Annotated in this window: 18 protein-coding genes and 1 pseudogene; 12 read left to right on the top strand and 7 right to left on the bottom strand. The window is 60.8% G+C overall.

Annotation, left to right across the window (positions count from 1 at the left end):
- Positions 1-7: 7 nt before the first annotated feature.
- The 3 genes from mpl to phaR form a co-directional block, all read right to left on the bottom strand.
- Positions 8-1,381: a UDP-N-acetylmuramate:L-alanyl-gamma-D-glutamyl-meso-diaminopimelate ligase gene (mpl, locus tag DFR34_RS07110; protein ID WP_110390471.1), complete on the bottom strand. Its 1,374-nt coding sequence runs from the start codon at positions 1,379-1,381 to the stop codon at positions 8-10.
- Between the two features lie 274 nt (positions 1,382-1,655).
- A complete protein-coding gene (gene rimO / locus DFR34_RS07105; protein ID WP_110390470.1) occupies positions 1,656-2,984 on the bottom strand; it encodes a 30S ribosomal protein S12 methylthiotransferase RimO in 1,329 nt (442 codons plus the stop codon).
- 139 nt (positions 2,985-3,123) lie between these two features.
- Positions 3,124-3,693 (bottom strand): polyhydroxyalkanoate synthesis repressor PhaR, encoded by a 570-nt coding sequence (phaR, locus tag DFR34_RS07100; protein ID WP_110390469.1) that lies wholly within the window; start codon positions 3,691-3,693, stop codon positions 3,124-3,126.
- Positions 3,694-4,256: 563 nt separating this feature from the next.
- Between phaR and phaP the strand changes: the two genes are divergently transcribed.
- The 8 genes and pseudogenes from phaP (at position 4,257) to DFR34_RS17865 (ending at position 10,846) form a co-directional block, all read left to right on the top strand.
- Complete coding sequence (phaP, locus tag DFR34_RS07095; protein ID WP_110390468.1) at positions 4,257-4,814, top strand: TIGR01841 family phasin; 558 nt, start codon at positions 4,257-4,259, stop codon at positions 4,812-4,814.
- 108 nt (positions 4,815-4,922) lie between these two features.
- On the top strand, positions 4,923-6,056 hold the full coding sequence (locus DFR34_RS07090; RefSeq protein ID WP_110390467.1) for a M14 family metallopeptidase: 1,134 nt from the start codon (positions 4,923-4,925) through the stop codon (positions 6,054-6,056).
- Positions 6,057-6,158: 102 nt separating this feature from the next.
- Positions 6,159-6,809, top strand: a complete 651-nt coding sequence (locus tag DFR34_RS07085) for a fumarylacetoacetate hydrolase family protein (protein ID WP_110390466.1) — start codon at positions 6,159-6,161, stop codon at positions 6,807-6,809.
- On the top strand, positions 6,809-7,204 hold the full coding sequence (locus tag DFR34_RS07080; protein WP_110390465.1) for an RNA-binding S4 domain-containing protein: 396 nt from the start codon (positions 6,809-6,811) through the stop codon (positions 7,202-7,204). The genes DFR34_RS07085 and DFR34_RS07080 overlap by 1 nt, the downstream gene beginning before the upstream one ends.
- Before the next feature lie 284 nt (positions 7,205-7,488).
- Positions 7,489-8,694, top strand: a complete 1,206-nt coding sequence (locus tag DFR34_RS07075) for an MFS transporter (protein ID WP_110390464.1) — start codon at positions 7,489-7,491, stop codon at positions 8,692-8,694.
- Between the two features lie 297 nt (positions 8,695-8,991).
- A complete protein-coding gene (locus DFR34_RS07070) occupies positions 8,992-10,305 on the top strand; it encodes a calcium-binding protein (RefSeq protein WP_158281758.1) in 1,314 nt (437 codons plus the stop codon).
- A 184-nt stretch (positions 10,306-10,489) separates the two neighbouring features.
- A pseudogene (locus DFR34_RS17870) lies at positions 10,490-10,708 on the top strand (transposase); the annotation flags it as partial.
- A gap of 27 nt (positions 10,709-10,735) precedes the next feature.
- Entirely contained in the window at positions 10,736-10,846 is a 111-nt protein-coding gene (locus tag DFR34_RS17865; RefSeq protein WP_211309321.1) for a transposase, read from the top strand.
- A gap of 153 nt (positions 10,847-10,999) precedes the next feature.
- Here DFR34_RS17865 and DFR34_RS07060 read toward each other — a convergent pair whose 3' ends face one another.
- The gene (locus DFR34_RS07060) at positions 11,000-11,746 is read right to left on the bottom strand and encodes an XRE family transcriptional regulator (RefSeq protein ID WP_110390462.1); all 747 of its coding nucleotides are present in this window, start codon (positions 11,744-11,746) and stop codon (positions 11,000-11,002) included.
- Between the two features lie 310 nt (positions 11,747-12,056).
- On the opposite strand from DFR34_RS07060, the gene DFR34_RS07055 reads away from it, so the two are divergent.
- The 3 genes from DFR34_RS07055 to DFR34_RS07045 all read left to right on the top strand — a co-directional run bounded on the left by DFR34_RS07055 (position 12,057) and on the right by DFR34_RS07045 (position 13,025).
- Positions 12,057-12,497, top strand: coding sequence for a Mor transcription activator family protein (locus DFR34_RS07055; RefSeq protein ID WP_110390461.1), 441 nt, complete (start codon positions 12,057-12,059; stop codon positions 12,495-12,497).
- Between the two features lie 12 nt (positions 12,498-12,509).
- A complete protein-coding gene (locus DFR34_RS07050) occupies positions 12,510-12,713 on the top strand; it encodes a DUF7940 domain-containing protein (RefSeq protein ID WP_110390460.1) in 204 nt (67 codons plus the stop codon).
- A 90-nt stretch (positions 12,714-12,803) separates the two neighbouring features.
- Positions 12,804-13,025 carry a hypothetical protein gene (locus DFR34_RS07045; protein ID WP_110390459.1) on the top strand — a complete coding sequence of 74 codons (222 nt, stop codon included), beginning with the start codon at positions 12,804-12,806 and terminating at the stop codon, positions 13,023-13,025.
- A 246-nt stretch (positions 13,026-13,271) separates the two neighbouring features.
- On the opposite strand, the gene DFR34_RS07040 is transcribed toward DFR34_RS07045, so the two are convergent.
- From DFR34_RS07040 to cmk, 3 genes are all read right to left on the bottom strand, one after another.
- Positions 13,272-13,562 carry an integration host factor subunit beta gene (locus DFR34_RS07040; protein WP_110390458.1) on the bottom strand — a complete coding sequence of 97 codons (291 nt, stop codon included), beginning with the start codon at positions 13,560-13,562 and terminating at the stop codon, positions 13,272-13,274.
- A gap of 12 nt (positions 13,563-13,574) precedes the next feature.
- The gene (gene rpsA / locus DFR34_RS07035; RefSeq protein WP_110390457.1) at positions 13,575-15,269 is read right to left on the bottom strand and encodes a 30S ribosomal protein S1; all 1,695 of its coding nucleotides are present in this window, start codon (positions 15,267-15,269) and stop codon (positions 13,575-13,577) included.
- Positions 15,270-15,385: 116 nt separating this feature from the next.
- The gene (gene cmk / locus DFR34_RS07030) at positions 15,386-16,045 is read right to left on the bottom strand and encodes a (d)CMP kinase (protein WP_110390456.1); all 660 of its coding nucleotides are present in this window, start codon (positions 16,043-16,045) and stop codon (positions 15,386-15,388) included.
- Between the two features lie 164 nt (positions 16,046-16,209).
- Here cmk and aroA point away from each other — a divergent pair, with 164 nt between their 5' ends.
- A complete protein-coding gene (aroA, locus tag DFR34_RS07025) occupies positions 16,210-17,502 on the top strand; it encodes a 3-phosphoshikimate 1-carboxyvinyltransferase (RefSeq protein WP_110390455.1) in 1,293 nt (430 codons plus the stop codon).
- The last annotated feature ends 323 nt before the right edge of the window (positions 17,503-17,825 follow it).

Here is a 17,825-nt window from a genome sequence, read left to right as displayed (position 1 = left end):
TGTGCCATCAGTCAGTCAGCGCCGCCAGCAGCTTGCCGTGCACGCCGCCAAAGCCGCCGTTGCTCATCACCAGCACATGGTCGCCGGCGCGCGCCGCCTGGCGCACCGCCGCCACCAGGGCGTCGAGCTGGTCAAAGGTTTGCGCCTGCGCGCCCAGCGGGGCCAGCGCCTCGGCGGCGTCCCACCCCAGGTTGGCGCCGTAGCAAAACACCTGATCGGCGTCGGCCAGGCTGCCGGGCAGCTCGGCCTTCATCGTGCCCAGCTTCATGGTGTTGGAGCGCGGCTCCAGCACGGCCAGAATGCGCGCTGCGCCCACCTTGGCGCGCAGGCCGGCCAGCGTGGTGGCGATCGCCGTGGGGTGGTGGGCGAAATCATCGTACACCGTCACCCCGCCAGCCACGCCTTTGACTTCCATGCGGCGCTTGACGTTGGCAAAGCGGCTGAGCGCATCAATCGCCACGGCTGGCGGCACGCCAACGTGGCGGGCGGCGGCAATGGCGGCCAGTGCGTTCAGGCGGTTGTGTTCGCCCAGCAGGCCCCAGTTCAGCCGGCCTTGCGGCATGCCCACCAGCAGGATGTCGCAGGCGCCGTCGGCGTCCACCGGGCCGCAGCTCCACTCGCCCTGCTCGCCAAAGCGCTCCACCGGCGTCCAGCAGCCGCGCGCCAGCACGCGGTCCAGGCTGGCCTCGCGGCCGTTGACCACCAGCCGGCCTTTGCCGGGCACGGTGCGCACCAGATGGTGAAACTGGGTTTCAATCGCCGCCAGATCGGCAAAGATGTCGGCGTGGTCAAATTCCAGATTGTTCAGCACGGCGGTACGCGGGTGGTAGTGGACAAACTTGCTGCGTTTGTCAAAAAACGCCGTGTCGTATTCGTCGGCTTCGATGACAAAAAACGGGCTTTGCCCGCCCGGCTCGGCGCGCGGCGCGCCCGGCAGGCGTGCGGATACGCCAAAGTTTTCCGGGATGCCGCCAATCAGAAAGCCCGGCGCCAGGCCGGCGTCTTCCAGAATCCACGCCAGCATCGACGAGGTGGTGGTTTTGCCGTGGGTGCCGGCCACCGCCAGCACCCAGCGCCCAGCCAGCACATGCTCGGCCAGCCACTGCGGGCCAGAGACATAGGGCAAGCCCTGGTCGAGAATGGCTTCCATCAGCGGCATGCCGCGCTTGACCACATTGCCGATCACGTACAAATCCGGTGCCAGGCTGAGCTGGTCGGCGTCAAAGCCGCTGATCAGCTCGATGCCCATGGCTTCCAGCTGGGTGCTCATCGGGGGATAGACGTTGCTGTCGCAGCCGGTGACGGTGTGACCGGCAGCCTTGGCCAGGGCGGCGATGCCGCCCATGAAGGTGCCGCAAATGCCAAGAATGTGGATATGCATGGTGGGGTGTGCGCGAGAAATTCAGTCAGGTGGCAAGGATACCGCAAAGCCGGCCAATTGGCTGCCGGATGGCATGCGTGTGCGATGGCGTGCGGCAGAAGCACCCGTGGCCCGGCAGAGGCCGGGCCACGGGTAAACAGGTCAAGCGCCGCTCACAAAACCCGCTTGGCGTGGTGACGCGACCTTGCCGTACTGCTCGTACTGTCTGCGGTCGCGTGCCCTGCCAGGAAGGCTTCGCTGAGTGTGCTGAGCGGCGCTAAATTAGCGTGTGGGTTTACGCTTCCAGTCGCTCGCCCCACAGATCGTATTCATCGCTTTCAACAATGCGCACGGTCACCCAATCGCCCACTTGCAGGCCATCGCTGTCGGCGACAAACACCAGGCCGTCGATTTCCGGCGCGTCGGCGTAGCTGCGGCATACCGCGCCTTCCTCGTCGATCTCGTCCACCAGCACGGTCATGGTTTGCCCGACGCGGGTGGCCAGGCGGCGGGCGCTGATTTCGGCTTGCAGCTCCATCAAGCGCGCCTTGCGGTCTTCTTTTACTTCTTCTGGCACCGGGTCGGGCAGCGCGTTGGCGGCGGCGCCGTCCACCGGCGAATAGGTGAAACAGCCCACCCGATCCAGCTCGGCTTCGCGCAGGAAGTCCAGCAGGATATTGAAGTCTTCTTCGGTTTCACCGGGGAAGCCAACGATAAAGGTGCTGCGGATCACCAGCTCCGGGCAGATTTCCCGCCATTTGCGGATGCGTTGCAGCACATTGTCGGCATTGGCCGGGCGCTTCATCGCTTTCAGCACTTTTTGTGAAGCGTGCTGGAAGGGGATATCCAGATACGGCAGGATTTTGCCCTCGGCCATCAGCGGGATGACTTCATCCACATGCGGGTAAGGGTAGACATAGTGCAGGCGCACCCAGGCGCCCAGCTTGCCCAGCTCTTCGCACAGCTCGGTCATGCGTGTGCGCACCGGGCGGCCTTGCCAGAAGCCGGTGCGGTATTTGATGTCCACGCCGTAGGCGCTGGTGTCTTGCGACACCACCAGCAGCTCTTTGGCGCCGCCCTTGACCAGCGCTTCGGCTTCTTTCAGCACTTCATGCACCGGCCGGCTGTCCAGATCGCCGCGCAAGCCGGGGATGATGCAGAAGGTGCAGCGGTGATTGCAGCCTTCTGAGATTTTCAGGTAAGCGTAGTGGCGCGGGGTGAGCTTGACGCCAGCAGCCGGCACCAAGTCCATGAACGGATCGTGCGGCTTGGGCAGGTGTTGGTGGATGTGGTCCATCACCTCGCTGGCGGCGTGTGGGCCGGTGACGGCCAGCACCGAGGGGTGCATATCGGTGACCATCTTGCCGTCGTCGCGCGCGCCCAGACAGCCGGTGACGATCACCTTGCCGTTTTCGTTCAGCGCCTCGCCGATGGCGTCCAGCGATTCGGCCACGGCAGAATCAATAAAGCCACAGGTGTTGACCACCACCAGGTCGGCGCCATCGTAGCTGGGGGCGATTTCATAGCCTTCGGCGCGCAGTCGGGTGAGGATGTGTTCAGAGTCAACCAGCGCCTTGGGACAGCCTAAGCTGACAAAGCCGACTTTGGGTACGGTATGGGACATGGGGGAATACTCGTGAAAACAAATAAAGCCGGACATCGGTGATGCCCGGCTGGATCATGCCCACAAGTATACAACAGCCATGGCGGCGCGAAAGGCGCATGCTCATGGCGGCGGCGGGCAGCCCGTGCCCGCTGGCAGATCAGTTTTTCGGATCTTTGTCGCTGGAGGGCGGGGTGTAGGGCTGGAAGGGAAAGCCGCTGAACAGGTTTTTGGTGCGGGTCTGCATCTGGTTCTGCATTTCCACGAACATATTGGTGCTTTGCTCCAGGTAGCTGGTCATCATGTTCTGGATGGCCGGGGCCTGGAACTTCATGTATTCGCTCCACATATTGTGGTTGCCGAACATCGGGTTGTCGCCCACCATCTGGCGAGTCTGGTCTTGCAGTTTTTGCTGCATCTGCGAGAAGAGTTCGAGGTTCTTTTCCAGATAGTTGCCCATCAGGCCCTGCATGGTGTTGCCGTAGAAGCGGATGATCTGGGTCAGTACATCGTAGGTGAACATCGGCATGCCGCCGGCTTCTTCTTCCAGGATGATTTGCAGCAGCACGCTGCGGGTGATGTCGTCCTGGGTTTTGGCGTCCACCACTTGCAGGTCAACGTGATCCAGCACCAGCTGCTTGACGTCGCCCAGGGTGATGTAGGAACTGGTGGCCGTGTCGTACAGACGACGGTTGGGGTATTTCTTGATAACGCGCTTCTCTCCGCTCATGTCGAGCCTCCGGTTTTTTTTGGTATGTCATTGCGCACCGTGGCGAACTTGCAACAGCGCGCGTGTCGCAGTGGATGTCGAGGGGCAGGACTGCACCTTGCGCTCGCCGGCCATTGTCTGGCTCTCCCCTTGTCGGCTGAAGGCGCACTCCGGCTGGCATGATGCCAAATTTTGCCCGGTCTGTGGCAAGCGTCGTCCGCACGATATTGGCCGCACAGGCCTTGTCAGGCCTGCATCCACCGCTTGCCATATGCATGTGGGCCATGCATCGGACAGGTCTGCGATGCTGCGGGTGGCGCACGGCATGATGGCCGGATGCGTCCTCTGCTGCCAAGTTGCCGCAAACCGTATTGCAGTGCAAAAGAGAACTTTACCATAGCCGTATGACTTGTCTGCATCTTTTGCCACCGTGTTACAAGGTATTATTTTTACTGAAGAAAAATTTTGTGCGACGCACAAAATAGTGCTTGACGCGTCGCACAATGCTTCCTAGAATGCAATCGTCTGAGGGGAAGCACACACCAAATTCCCCTTATCAAACAATTGTCTACGAGGAGATTGACATGGTGAACCCGCAAGCCCAATTCAGCCAGGCCGCCCTGCATGGTGTTGACACCGCCATGCGCTTGACTCAAATCGGCCTGAACAGCGCCGAACGCTTGTTCAAGCTGCAATTCCAGGCTGGTCGCGCCCTGCTGGAAGAACATGTGCGCAACCTGCACAGCCTGACCGAAGGCGCCCCGCAGGAACTGCCGGCACGCATCAACACCCTGGCTGCGCAAACGCTGGAGCAAATGGTCAATCACTCGCGCAACACCTACGAAGTGCTGTCGGCCACCCAAAACGAACTCACCCAACTGGTGGAAGATCAGTTCAGCCAGCTCAACCGCACCGTGATCAGCTCGATCGACGTGCTGGCCAAGAATGCCCCGGCTGGCTCTGACGCCGCTGTCAACGCGCTGAAATCCTCGCTGGCCGCCTCTGCCGCCGCCGTGAACAGCATCACCAAAGCTGCCCACCAAGTGGCCGAGTTCACCGAAACCAGCGTCAAGGCCGCCACTGCTGCCACCGCTGATGCCGTGAAGACCGCCGCAAACAAGGCTTCTACCCCGGCAGCCTGATTCACCCGGCTCCACACGCTACATCCAAACCCCGCGCCAGTTGTCGCGGGGTTTTTTTACGCCCATTTGGCGCTACAATCGACTTTTCCGACCCGTGGACACCGCCACATGAAAATCAGCAGCACCTTTGACGCCGGCAGCATCGACGTCGTGGCCCTGGACAGCTTTGACGACATCCGTCTGCGTCTGCGTCCGGACAACGCCGCCGAGTTTGCCCAGTGGTTTTACTTCCGTTTGCAGGGTGCCGCCTATCAGCCCTGTACCATGCGCATCCTCAACGCCGGTGAAGCGGCCTATCCGGAAGGCTGGGTAAATTACCAGCCCTGTGCTTCCTATGACCGCGTCAACTGGTTCCGGGTTCCCGCCCGCTATGAAGACGGTGTGCTGATCATCGAACACACCCCGCTGGCCAGCAGCATTTATTACGCTTACTTCGAGCCGTATTCCTACGAGCAACATCTGCGCCTGATTGGTGACGCACAAAGCTCGGGCCTGGTGCAATTGTCCGACCTGGGCTCGACCCTGGACGGGCGCGACCTCAATCTGCTGACCATCGGCCATGAAGTCAGCTCGGATCTGAAAGTCTGGATCATCGCCCGCCAGCACCCTGGCGAAACCATGGCTGAATGGTTTATCGAAGGCCTCTTGGGCCGCCTGCTGGACACCCACGATCCGCTGGCACGTGCACTGATGGATAAAGCCACTTTTTATGTGGTGCCCAATATGAACCCGGATGGCTCGGTGCGCGGCAATCTGCGCACCAATGCCGCCGGCGCCAACCTCAACCGCGAATGGCTGGAGCCCAGCGCCGAGCGCAGCCCGGAAGTGCTGTGGGTGCGGGAAAAAATGCAGGAAACCGGGGTGGATTTGTTCCTGGATATCCACGGCGACGAAAGCCTGCCTTATATCTTTGTCGCCGGCACTGAGGGCGTGCCCAGCTACAGCCCGCGCGTGGCGGCGCTGGAAACCACCTTCAAGCAGCACTTCCTGCTGGCCAGCCCGGATTTTCAGGATGAACACGGCTACGCCAAGGATGCGCCTGGCCAAGCCAATCTGAGCATGGCCACCGCCTGGGTGGGCAATCACTTTGAATGCCTGGCCTTCACCCTGGAAATGCCGTTCAAGGACAACGCCAATCTGCCGGACGACGACATGGGCTGGAACGGCCAGCGCAGCCTGCGCCTGGGCGAAGCCATCCTGCAGCCGGTGTATGCCGTGCTGAACGAGCTGCGCGAGGCGTAAAGCGTGTGCCGGGCTGGGCGTTAACACCCGCCCGGCTGCCATCATCCCAGACATGCCGGCTTGCCGGCTTGTTGGTTTTTTCTTTCCCTGCAAGGACTTGCCATGGCAACCGTTTCGCTTGCCGGCCGTGATGTGACGGTCAGCAATATTTTCTGCATTGGCCGCAACTACGCCGCCCACGTCGCCGAGCTGGGCAACCGCCCGGAAGCCGAGCCGCTGGTGTTTCTCAAGCCGACTTCTGCGCTGCTGGCCGATGGCGGGCAGATTGAGCTGCCGGTGTATTCGCAGGATGTGCACCACGAAACCGAGCTGGTGGTGCTGATTGGCCGCGATGCCCGCCATGTGGCCCAAGCCGACGCGCTGGACTATGTGGCCGGCTATGGCATCGGCTTGGATCTTACCGCGCGCGACACGCAAAGCGAGCTCAAGGCCAAGGGCATGCCGTGGACCAAGGCCAAGGCCTTTGCCACCGCCGCCTGCGTCAGCGCATTTGCCCCGGCCAGCGCGGTGGCCAATCCGCAGGCGCTGACCTTCAGCCTGACGGTGAATGGCGAGCGCCGCCAACAGGGCGACACCGCCTTGATGCTGTTTCCGCTGGCGCAGCTGATCAGCTTTTTGTCGCAGCACTACGGCCTGACCGCTGGTGATCTGATTTACACCGGCACCCCGGAAGGCGTGGCGCGCTTGCAATCGGGCGACGTGCTGGCGCTGAGTCTGGATGGTCTGGCTCAGGCTCAGTTTACGGTGGCGTGATGAGCGAATCGGCCAACGACAAGGTGCGGCTGGACAAATGGCTGTGGGCGGCGCGCTTTTATAAAACGCGCGGCCTGGCGCAAGATGCCATCGAAGCCGGCCATGTGCGGCTGAATGGCGAGCGCCCGAAACCGGCGCGCACGGTGAAAGTGGGCGACCGGCTGGAGTTGCGGCTCAATCAGCTGGAATACCATCTTGAGGTGCGCGGGCTGTCGGAAAAACGCGGCCCGGCGCCGGTGGCGCGCGAGTTGTACTTTGAAAGCGAAGACAGCATGGCCCGCCGTGAGGCGCGCCAGTTGGAGCTGAAAGCGGAATACGCCAGCTTTCCGCATGGCGAAAGCCGGCCTACCAAAAAAGCCCGTCGGCAGCTCACCCGCTTTCGTGAGGGGGGTTAGTAGCCAGTCACGTTGAAACACAAGGGTTCATGCTCCACGAAGAACCCCTCGCCGCACCACACCGAGTCATTCCCGCGCAGGCGGGAATCCAGGCGTGTCCACAGCGTACTGCGGTCCAAGCACCGGCCAGTCGGTTCAGATCATAGTGACTGGCTATTAGCGCGGCTGACCAAACCCGCCCGGCGTGGTGTGTGCGGCTGTACTGTTTTCCGTCACCTGCTCTGCCAGGTAGGCCGCGCTGAATGCAGTGAGCTGCCCTTTCTTGTTTTTTACGCGAGTGTCTGATGCCCCATCCACGGCCAGCCGCGCGGCAGTTATGGCCGTTTGCCGGGTTTTACTTTTGTTATTTTTCTTTTGTCGGCGTGACCTCGCCTTACTGGGGGCTGTATCTGGCCTCGCTGGGGCTGACGCCCTGGGCGATTGCCGTGCTGGCATCCATGCCATCACTGGCGCGCGTGACCGCGCCGGGTTTTTGGGGCTGGCTGGCGGATCGCCACGGCCAGCGGCGCCGGCTGGTGCGCCTGACCACCTCGCTGGCGGCGCTCAGTTTTGCCGGGCTGTTTCTGGATAGCCGTTTTGCCTGGCTGTTTGCCGTGCTGGCGCTGGCGCATTTTTTCTGGGCGGCACCCTTGCCGCTGGTGGACGCCAGCGTGCTCAGCCGCACGGCTGATTCGCCAGGCGCGTATTCGCGGGTGCGGCTGTGGGGCTCGATTGGCTTTGTGGTGATGAGCTTGCTGGTGGGCTATCTGCTGGAATTCATGCCGATGGCGCAGTTACCGTGGGTGGTGCTGGCCACGCTGCTGGGGCTGGCGGCATTTGCCTGGCGTTTGCCAGACACCCCCAGCCCGCCCGTCAGACACAGCCAGCAGCCATTTATGGCCACTTTGCGCCAGCCGGTGATGCGGCGGGTGTATCTGGTGACGGTGTTAATGGCCGTGGCGCACGGGCCGTATTACGCGTTTTACTCGATTGGCCTGAAAGCGCATGGCTGGCAGGCCAGCCAGATCGGCTGGTTGTGGACGCTGGGGGTGCTGGCGGAAATCACCGCCTTCTGGTGGATGCCGCGCATTCTGGCGCGGGTCAGCCTGGCGCAATTGCTGCGCTTTGGTCTGTTGATGGCGGTGCTGCGCTTTGCCGTCATGGCCGTCTGGCCGGATGTGTCGATTGCCATGGTGGCCATGCAACTGCTGCACGCCTTTACCTTTGCCACCCACCATACAGCCACCCTTGGTCTGATTCATCAAACGGCGCCGCCCGAGCACCAGGCCAAAAGCCAAGGCTTGTACTGGGTGCTGGGCTATGGCCTGGGCGGCGGCATCGGCGGGCTGGCGGCAGGGGCGCTGTGGCCGCACGGGCAGATGCTGGCGGCGTTTGGTTTGTCTTGCGCCGCCGCCTTGCTGGGCTGGCTGTGCGCCCTGCGTTGGCCTACGTCGGCCCAGCAGGCGCACGCCATGCCCAGCGCCTCACCATCAAGACGAGTGCCGTCTTGACCAGCAAAGGTCATGCGAAGAAACCCTCATTCAGAATCAGGCGCTGGCTGGCGTGATAAAGCCAAACCTAGCCTGCGCCTTGATCCAGCGGGGCGTGGCACCGGGTGCGCTTCATCATCTGTCGCGCAATCCCGGTCACGCTCGCGTCGCGTCTTGATTGTTCGCAATTCTTTACGGTCACACGCCTAGCCAGGGTCACTTCGCTGGTTCTTGTTAGTGGCTCTAAGTATACATACGTATTTCTGTTGGGTTGGCAAGCCGATATCATCAAATTTTCACTCAACCAAGGAAATGATCATGGCCATTAAAGAATATGCTGATACTCGTGTTTATACCATGACGCCAGATGCAGATATTTTGTATCTGTTTGGCGGCCAAACGCTAAGCAATAATGGGGTTTACCTATATGGCGGCAGTGGGGTCGGCAACGATAAAGATAATGTAATGTATGGCACTGGCAATATTTACTTGGAAGGAAATGGTCTTCCAGGAAACTACACTGATGGGTTGACCGGCGGCGCAGGCAACGACCGGTTGTTTGGCTATCTTGGCAATGATGTGTTGTCTGGCGGCGATGGCAATGATCGTCTGGATGGCGGCGGCGGCGGCGACTGGCTGGATGGTGGCGCAGGCAACGACACTATCATCGCAGGCAATGGCGACAACATCGAATGGGTCTATTACGCCTCAAACCCGGGTGGCGTCTGGATTTCGCCAGGCATTGCCCAAGTAAAAGGACAATATTCCTTTGACCGCATTTATGGCGGCGAGGGGGACGACCTGATTTATTCTGATGGCTATGATGAGATCTACGGTGGCGTTGGCAATGATCGCATCGTGTTGCCCGCAGGAGAGTCTGCTTTTATTCGAGCCTATGGTGATGAAGGCAATGATCGTTTTATCGTCAGTGGCTATACCGATGCGTATCTTTATGGTGGAGATGGCACTGATACGGTGGTGGTGCGCCCACCGGCAGGTGCTCAAGGTCAAGTTTTTAACATGTCTCGCACGGCGACGGATATTGAACGCCTTGTGGTGAGATCCACTGAGGGTGTCAAGATTATCGGGCGTGCCACGGATGATCAGATCACCGGCGGCATGGGCAACGACACTATTATTAGCAATGGCGGTAAAGATCGCCTGGCTGGCAATGATGGCGACGATGAGCTGCAAGTGAATGGCTTGGGACGCACCAATTTGTTTGGCGGTGCGGGCGCAGACACCTTTTATTTTGGCGATGGCCTGATGGGCAATCTGGCGCAAGGCGCCGATGATGCCGTGGTGATTCAAGACTTTGAGGACGGTGTAGACAAAATTCGCGTCAGCTATGATATGCCGGACACCACCAGCCAGTTGACCTTGCAAGGGATTACCGTAGGTTCTACCATCACCAAAATCGCTAACACAGGTCAAAGTTTTGGTGCGTTGTACAAACAAGCCAAGGCTGTGCATGGTACAGCTGGTGGTATGTCTTTGGCTTATTTTGAGTACAATGGCAACACTTACGTCGTCAAAGACAATTCTGTTTTCGACACTGTGCCTGAGCTCTCGTTCAAACTCGTGGGTGTACATGATTTTTCCATGTCTGACTTTATTATTTCGTCATACTAGGCGTCGTTAGTAAAACTCAGCGTAGCATCCTGGCGTGGCTTGCCAGTACACAGTTAGCCAGGATGCACAATGCTGAATATTTTTGATAATGACGGTCTTGGGCGTCGCTAACAAAACTTAGCGAAGTGCTCTTGGCTGCTCGAACATGTTTCGAACTATCCCATAGCGGTAAAATTCAAGCTCCATCGAGAACCACAAACCTTACCCATCCGATGTCAGCGACGAAGAATGGGCGTTCGTTGCTCCGTACTTGCCCCTGTTTCTTCTGGATGCAGGGCAGCGCAAACACTCACTGCGCGAGGTGTTCAACGCCGTGCGCTATGTGATGCGCTGTGGTTGCCCATGGCGCATGCTGCCTAATGATCTGCCGCCATGGTCATTGGTTTATCAGCAAATGCAACGCTGACTGAAAGCCGCTTGCTTTGAAGAAATGGTGCATGAATTGCTGCGGGTGCTGCCGCGTCGCTGGGTAGTTGAGCGCAGCTTTGGCTGGGCTACTCGCTTCCGGTGTTTGGCCAGAGCCTACGAGAAGTTGCCGTAGACGCTGGCCGGATTAGATGATGTGGTGTTTGCCATGTTGATGCTACTGCACCTGCCTGCTGTTATTGGCATGGTTCAGAACATGCTTTAGGCGCATGACCCGCAGACAGTACGGGTAGTACTGCAAGGTCGTGCAAGGCTCTTGCCTGGGCGTTTAAATCTGCCGGCCAAACCACACTACACGGCCAATAATGGCCACGTCTTCGCCCAGCGCCTGTAAATCCAGCTCAAATGGCAGATAGGATTCATTGGCGCTGCTCACCTGCACACGCCCCCCTGGCAAGGGTTGCACGCGCTTGACCACCAGATCGTTGTTCAGGCGCAGCACATACAGGCCATGGCGGGGCTGAGTGTCAGCATGATTGATCAAGATCACATCTCTTTCGTTCAATACGCCTTCCATTGAGTCTCCTTTGACCGATATCACGGAGAGGTCCCGCGCGTCGGCGTGCAGATAGTTCTGCACCCAGTAACGGCGAAAGGCCATGGAAAACAAGGGGCGTTCACCCTCGCTGCTGTAGCCATAACCCGCCGCCGCCTGGAGGTTGAAGCGTGGAATGAAAACAAAGTCGTCCAGATTCACCGGATTGCCCAGGGTGTCCAGGCAGGGTGTAGACGTAGGCGGGTCAGCCGCTTCAGCGCCCTGGCGCATGGGGCCCTCACCCGTGGCCAGCCAGGCCACACTGACCCTTGCGGCGCGAGCCAAGGCCACCAGGGTGGACAATGTCGGCTCGCCGCCATTGATCAGGCGCTGCAAGCCCGTTTGCGAGACGCCGGAGGCCGTGGCAAAAGCGCGCACGCTTTTGAAGCCGGGCAACAACAGGTTCAGTCGGGCATGGAAACCTGAACGTTCAGGTTCGCCCGCTGGGTCAAGGCCATGGTGTTCATCATGAGATTGCATGTTTATTGCGTCCATAGTCCGAATCTATGTCGTATAGTTTACGCCAATGCTAGCATAAATGTCAGCACACATGTTCATTATAATAGCAAACACGTTCAAAAGTGGTTTACATCACCCATATTTGCCGTTAACATGAACCCACTCGTTGATATCAAAGGTTCGCTACAACGCGCCAGATATCACGACAGGGACGCATGCCAATGGCGCACGTCACTCCCGTTTGACACGTTATTTTAAGCCGGATTACGCGCTTTGCCGCATATGTCGGCAATTCCGTCACGGCGTAATATCTGAATAAAGGAGTTTCAACATGACCCCGCAACATCTCACCCAAGTTCAGCACTTGCTGCCCGCCAGCGCCCAGACACTGGCAGAACTGATTGGTCTGCCTGCTACGCTGAAATTGGTCAGCGAATTGGGCGGTCGTACATGGTCTTTTGTCAAACATCAGCGCAACCCGCGTGAAGAAGGCGATGCCCTGGCGCAGATAGTGGGCGAGCGCGAGGCCGAACTGCTGACCCATCACTTTGCCGGCGATGCCGATGTGCATATTCCCTTGTGCAAGGCAGCCTTGCGCGAGCTGCGCGACCGCGAGATTCGCGCCCGCTTTGATGAAATGACCATGGAACATCACTACAGCGCCCGTCAGGCCGTGGCTGAGCTGGCCGGTTGCTACGGCATTGCCAGCCGTCACGTGTGGCGGCTGCTCAAGCAGGCTGATAAAGAGCCGGGCACTCGGCCGCTGAACTGAGCGGGGCATGCCATGAAGCTGATTCCCGACTGGCGGCAGGCGCGTCGTTACTGGAGTGTGCGTCTGGCCGTACTGACAGCGGCAGTGGCCGCGCTGGAATCCGCCCTGCCGGCGCTGCGCGAGGCTTTGCCTGCACACTGGTATGGCTTGGCCGCCGTGTTGATTGCGCTGGCACGCGTGGTGCAGCAAACCCCACGTCACCATCAACAGGATTGAACCATGCCGGCACAATACCTTGCGCGTTTCCGGCCGGCGCCGCCGGGCACGCGAACACGGCATGTGCAGGCAATGAAAAGGAGGCGCCGAATGGCGGATGAACACACCGACCTGGCCAGGGTGCTGGGCCGGATCGAAGGCAAGCTGGACATGATTGTCACCAGCCAGCATGTACAAAGCGAACGACTGGACGCCATGGACAGCCGTTTACGGCAGGTAGAAACCCAGGCAGCCAAGGCTGGCGCACTGACCGGTGGCCTGGTGGCCGTGCTGACAGCCATTGTGGTCGAATGGGTCAAGCGCTTGAGCTGACAGTAACAGGCAGACAGATACACAGGCATCACCCATACAGGCGTGATGCCAGGCATGACAGGATGTCCGGCAGCAGAATGACAGACACGCCCCACTGTGGTCATTGTGCAGCTTGTGGGGCCGGACATGCTTCAATGGATGGCGCAGACGAAAAAACACCACGCCCGGCAGACGCCGGGCGTGGTGTTTTGGTACAGCCAGTTGCGGTTACGCGGCCAGCACACGGAACACCGCGTGCCGACAGGCTTACGATTCTACCTGCGCGTCCACGCGCTCGCGCAACTCCTTGCCGGCCTTGAAGTGTGGCACGTACTTTTCTGGCACTTCCACACTGCTGCCCGACTTGGGGTTGCGGCCGACGCGCGGCGGACGGTAGTTCAAATCGAAACTGCCGAAACCGCGAATTTCAATCCGCTGCCCGCGCGAAAGACTGGTCGCCATCGCGTCAAGAATGGTCTTGACGGCGAGTTCGGTGTCTTTCGCGACGAGCTGCGGGTAGCGTTCCGCGAGCCTGGCGATGAGCTCGGACTTGGTCATCGCCTACCCTGCTTACTCGTTGCTGCCGGACAGCTTGGCCTTCAGCAGAGCGCCCAGGTTAGTGGTGCCTGCGGTGGCGCTGTCGGTGGATTGCAGCTTGCTCATGGCGCCGGCTTCTTCAGCGGCATCCTTGGCCTTGATCGACAGCTGGATCGAACGGCTCTTGCGGTCCACGTTGATGATCAGCGCTTCGACTTCGTCACCTTCCTTCAGGTGGGTGCGGATGTCTTCCACGCGGTCACGCGACACTTCCGAGGCGCGCAGGTAGCCTTCGACATCGGCTTCCAGCTGAATCACGGCGCCCTTGGCGTCCATCGACTTCACAGTGCCCTTGACCAGGCTGTTCTTGTCGTTCATGGCCACGAAGTTGCTGAACGGATCGCCTTCCAGTTGCTTGATGCCCATGGAGATGCGCTCGCGCTCGACGTCGATGGACAGCACCACGGCTTCCACTTCGTCGCCCTTCTTGAAGTTGCGCACGGCTTCTTCGCCAGCCACGTGCCACGACAGGTCGGACAGATGCACCAGACCGTCGATGCCGCCCGGCAGGCCGATGAACACGCCAAAGTCGGTGATCGACTTGATGGTGCCACGGATCTTGTCGCCCTTCTTGTAGTTGGCGGCGAAATCGTCCCACGGGTTGGACTGGCACTGCTTCATGCCCAGGGAGATACGACGACGGTCTTCGTCGATTTCCAGGATCATGACTTCCACTTCGTCGCCCAGGGCCACAACCTTGGACGGGTGGACGTTCTTGTTGGTCCAATCCATTTCGGACACGTGCACCAGGCCTTCGATGCCCTGTTCGATTTCGACGAATGCGCCGTAGTCGGTCAGGTTGGTCACGCGGCCGAACAGGCGGGTGCCTTGCGGGTAACGACGGGACAGGCCCACCCACGGATCTTCGCCCAGCTGCTTCAGGCCCAGGGACACGCGGTTCTTCTCTTGATCGAACTTCAGCACCTTGGCTTCGACTTCGTCGCCCACTGCCAGCACTTCGGACGGGTGCTTCACACGACGCCATGCCAGGTCGGTGATGTGCAGCAGGCCGTCGATGCCGCCCAGGTCCACGAATGCGCCGTAGTCGGTGATGTTCTTGACGATGCCCTTCACCACTGCGCCTTCGGTCAGGCTTTCCAGCAGTGCCTTGCGCTCTTCACCCAGGGTCTCTTCCAGCACGGCGCGGCGGCTCACCACCACGTTGTTGCGCTTGCGATCCAGCTTGATGACCTTGAATTCGACTTGCTTGCCTTCGAACGGGGTGGTGTCCTTGACCGGACGGGTGTCCACCAGCGAACCCGGCAGGAAGGCGCGGATGCTGTTGACCATGACGGTCAGGCCACCCTTGACCTTGCCGCTGATCACGCCGGACAGGATCTTGCCGGTTTCCAGGGCTTCTTCCAGCTCGATCCAGGCGGCCATGCGCTTGGCCTTCTCGCGGGACAGCTTGGTTTCGCCGTAGCCGTTTTCCAGCGAGTCGATGGCGACGGTCACGAAGTCGCCGATCTTGACGTCAACTTCGCCCTTGTCGTTCTTGAACTCGTCAACCGAGATCAGCGATTCGGACTTCAGGCCGGCGTTGACGGTCACGAAGTTCTGGTCAACGTTCACAACTTCGGCGGTGATCACTTCACCAGCGCGCATTTCCTGGAGGGCGAGGCTTTCCTCGAACAGCGCGGCAAAGCTTTCTTGGGTGGAGGTAGTCATTAAAGGAACTCTTGCATGCACGCCAGCCAGCGTGCGGGGTTGGTTAAACACAACCGCGCCCGGTTAGGCCGGACGCGGCGATGAAAAATTGCTTTGAATTCAAATGGTTTGGCGACTCAGTTGGCTGTATTGCGCCACCAGGCGAGCACCTGCGCCACCGCTTGATCCACCGTCAGATCGGTGGTGTCCAGCATATGGGCGTCGGCTTCTGCCTTCAGCGGGGCCACCGGGCGGGCGGCATCGCGCGCGTCCCGTTCCTCAATGTCCTGCTGAATCTGAAGGATGTTAGCAGCTTCCCCCTTGTCGATCAACTGCTTATGGCGGCGGCGCGCGCGTTCGGCGGCGCTGGCGGTGAGGAACACCTTCACCGTGGCGTCGGGAAACACCACCGAGCCCATGTCGCGGCCGTCGGTCACCAGCCCCGGCGCCTGGCGAAAGTCGCGCTGACGCTGCAACAAGGCCGCGCGCAGCGCCGGCAGCACCGCCACTTTGGAGGCACCGATGCCCACTTCTTCGGCGCGGATGGCGTCGCTGACATCCTCGCCCTCCAGCTTGACCACGCCCTCGGCAAAGGTGGCCGGCAGCCGCACCGCCGCCATGGCCAGCCGCGCCTCGTGATCCAGCGCAATCTGGTTGCGCATGGCGTACAGCGCCATCAAGCGGTACAGCGCGCCCGAATCAAGATAATGAAAACCCAGGCTGGCCGCCACCCGCGCCGCCACCGTGCCCTTGCCGGAGGCCGACGGGCCGTCCAGGGTAATGACCGGAATTGTCATGAATGCACCTTGCAAAATAATCTCGCCAGCGCTGCCCGACGGGCAGGCCCAAACGCGCGCATTGTACCGGCGCGGCCGAGGGGAGGATAGCCGCGCTTCCCCCTGCGCCGCCGCCGTGGTAGCGTGCAGCCTGTTTGCATTTCACAGACCTTGCCGGACTTCGCATGGAACACCTCGACCTCGCCCCCATCGCCCGCGCCGAAGGCAGCATCGTGCTGCCCGGCTCCAAGAGCATTTCCAACCGCACCCTGCTGCTGGCCGCGCTGGCCGAAGGCGTCACCGAGGTGCTCGGCCTGCTGGATTCTGATGACGTCACCGTCATGCTGGCCGCACTGGACCAGCTGGGCGTGCGCATCCAGCGCCATGGCGACAGCCGCGACTTTACCGTCAGCGGCGTGGCCGGGCCGTTTCCGGTGAAATCCGGCAATTTCTTTCTGGGCAACGCCGGCACGGCGTTTCGCCCGCTGACCGCCGCGCTGGCCTTGTCTGGCGGCGACTACCAATTGTCGGGCGTGCCGCGCATGCACGAGCGCCCGATTGGCGACCTGATCGACGCGCTGCGCGGCCTGGGCGCGCAAGTAGCCTACACCGGCAACCCTGGTTACCCGCCGCTGACGCTCAGCCCGGCCCAGGGCACTGGCGCTGACCAGGTGGCGGTGCGCGGCGATGTGTCCAGCCAGTTTCTCACCGCCTTGTTGATGGCGCTGCCGCTGACCGGGCGGCGCGTCACCGTGCAGGTGATTGGCGAGCTGATTTCCAAACCGTATATCGACATCACCCTGAACCTGATGGCGCGCTTTGGCGTGACGGTCGAGCGCGACGGCTGGGCGGCGTTCACCGTGGATGGCAGCCAGCGTTACCACAGCCCTGGCGTGATCCATGTGGAAGGCGACGCCTCCAGCGCCTCGTATTTTCTGGCGGCTGGCGCGCTTGGGCGCGGTCCGGTGCGGGTGGAGGGCGTGGGCAGCGGCAGCATCCAGGGCGATGTGCGCTTTGCCGATGCGCTGGCCGCCATCGGCGCCGACATCCGCTGGGGCGACAACTGGATCGAGGCGCGCGGAACCGGCCGGGTGAAGGCGTTTGACGCGGACTTCAACCACATCCCCGACGCCGCCATGACCCTGGCGGTGGCGGCGCTGGCCGCCGATGGCCGCTCGGTGTTGCGCAATATCGGCAGCTGGCGCGTCAAGGAAACCGACCGCATCGCCGCCATGGCCACCGAGCTGCGCAAAGTCGGCGCCGTGGTGGAAGAAGGCGAAGACTGGCTGGCCATCACCCCGCCGGCGCAACTGACCCCGAATGCCGCCATCGACACCTACGACGACCACCGCATGGCCATGTGCTTTTCGCTGGTGGCGCTGCTGGGCGCGCCGGTGCGCATCAACGACCCCAAATGCGTGGGCAAGACCTTCCCCGGGTATTTCCAGGCTTTCGCCAGCATTTGTCAGCCGGCCTGAGCGGGTGTCTACAAAATCCAGTAGTTCAGTCACCATGATCTGAACCGACTGGCCGGCGCTTAGACCGCTGTACGCGGTGGATGCGCCTGAATTCCCGCCTGCGCGGGCATGACTCGGTGTGGCGCGATGAGGGGTTCCGACGAGGGGTTCTTCGTGGCGCATGACCCCTTGTGTTTCAGTGACCGACGACTCGCCAGGCGCGCTGCGCTGGGTGTTGTGAGCTGCGCTTAGAGCCTGTTCTGAACTATCCCATAGCGGTAAAATCCAAGCCCCATGGAAAACCGCAAACCTTACCCATCCGATGTCAGCGACGAAGAATGGGC

Origin of the sequence: Rivihabitans pingtungensis (assembly GCF_003201855.1) — a bacterium.
GTDB lineage: Bacteria > Pseudomonadota > Gammaproteobacteria > Burkholderiales > Aquaspirillaceae > Rivihabitans > Rivihabitans pingtungensis.
The sequence above is the reverse complement of the archived record's forward strand: the minus strand, read 5'-3'. Positions and strand labels throughout refer to the sequence as shown.

Excerpts from the sequence above, each read along its gene's own strand:
- phaP (WP_110390468.1), top strand. The coding sequence starts at position 4,257 with ATGGTGAACCCGCAAGCCCAATTCAGCCAGGCCGCCCTGCATGGTGTT.
- cmk (WP_110390456.1), bottom strand. The coding sequence starts at position 16,045 with ATGACAATTCCGGTCATTACCCTGGACGGCCCGTCGGCCTCCGGCAAG.
- DFR34_RS07085 (WP_110390466.1), top strand. The coding sequence starts at position 6,159 with ATGGCAACCGTTTCGCTTGCCGGCCGTGATGTGACGGTCAGCAATATT.
- mpl (WP_110390471.1), bottom strand. The coding sequence starts at position 1,381 with ATGCATATCCACATTCTTGGCATTTGCGGCACCTTCATGGGCGGCATC.
- DFR34_RS07080 (WP_110390465.1), top strand. The coding sequence starts at position 6,809 with ATGAGCGAATCGGCCAACGACAAGGTGCGGCTGGACAAATGGCTGTGG.
- phaR (WP_110390469.1), bottom strand. The coding sequence starts at position 3,693 with ATGAGCGGAGAGAAGCGCGTTATCAAGAAATACCCCAACCGTCGTCTG.
- rpsA (WP_110390457.1), bottom strand. The coding sequence starts at position 15,269 with ATGACTACCTCCACCCAAGAAAGCTTTGCCGCGCTGTTCGAGGAAAGC.
- DFR34_RS07045 (WP_110390459.1), top strand. The coding sequence starts at position 12,804 with ATGGCGGATGAACACACCGACCTGGCCAGGGTGCTGGGCCGGATCGAA.
- DFR34_RS17865 (WP_211309321.1), top strand. The coding sequence starts at position 10,736 with ATGGTGCATGAATTGCTGCGGGTGCTGCCGCGTCGCTGGGTAGTTGAG.
- DFR34_RS07070 (WP_158281758.1), top strand. The coding sequence starts at position 8,992 with ATGGCCATTAAAGAATATGCTGATACTCGTGTTTATACCATGACGCCA.
- DFR34_RS07055 (WP_110390461.1), top strand. The coding sequence starts at position 12,057 with ATGACCCCGCAACATCTCACCCAAGTTCAGCACTTGCTGCCCGCCAGC.
- DFR34_RS07040 (WP_110390458.1), bottom strand. The coding sequence starts at position 13,562 with ATGACCAAGTCCGAGCTCATCGCCAGGCTCGCGGAACGCTACCCGCAG.
- DFR34_RS07050 (WP_110390460.1), top strand. The coding sequence starts at position 12,510 with ATGAAGCTGATTCCCGACTGGCGGCAGGCGCGTCGTTACTGGAGTGTG.
- aroA (WP_110390455.1), top strand. The coding sequence starts at position 16,210 with ATGGAACACCTCGACCTCGCCCCCATCGCCCGCGCCGAAGGCAGCATC.
- DFR34_RS07090 (WP_110390467.1), top strand. The coding sequence starts at position 4,923 with ATGAAAATCAGCAGCACCTTTGACGCCGGCAGCATCGACGTCGTGGCC.
- rimO (WP_110390470.1), bottom strand. The coding sequence starts at position 2,984 with ATGTCCCATACCGTACCCAAAGTCGGCTTTGTCAGCTTAGGCTGTCCC.
- DFR34_RS07075 (WP_110390464.1), top strand. The coding sequence starts at position 7,489 with ATGCCCCATCCACGGCCAGCCGCGCGGCAGTTATGGCCGTTTGCCGGG.
- DFR34_RS07060 (WP_110390462.1), bottom strand. The coding sequence starts at position 11,746 with ATGCAATCTCATGATGAACACCATGGCCTTGACCCAGCGGGCGAACCT.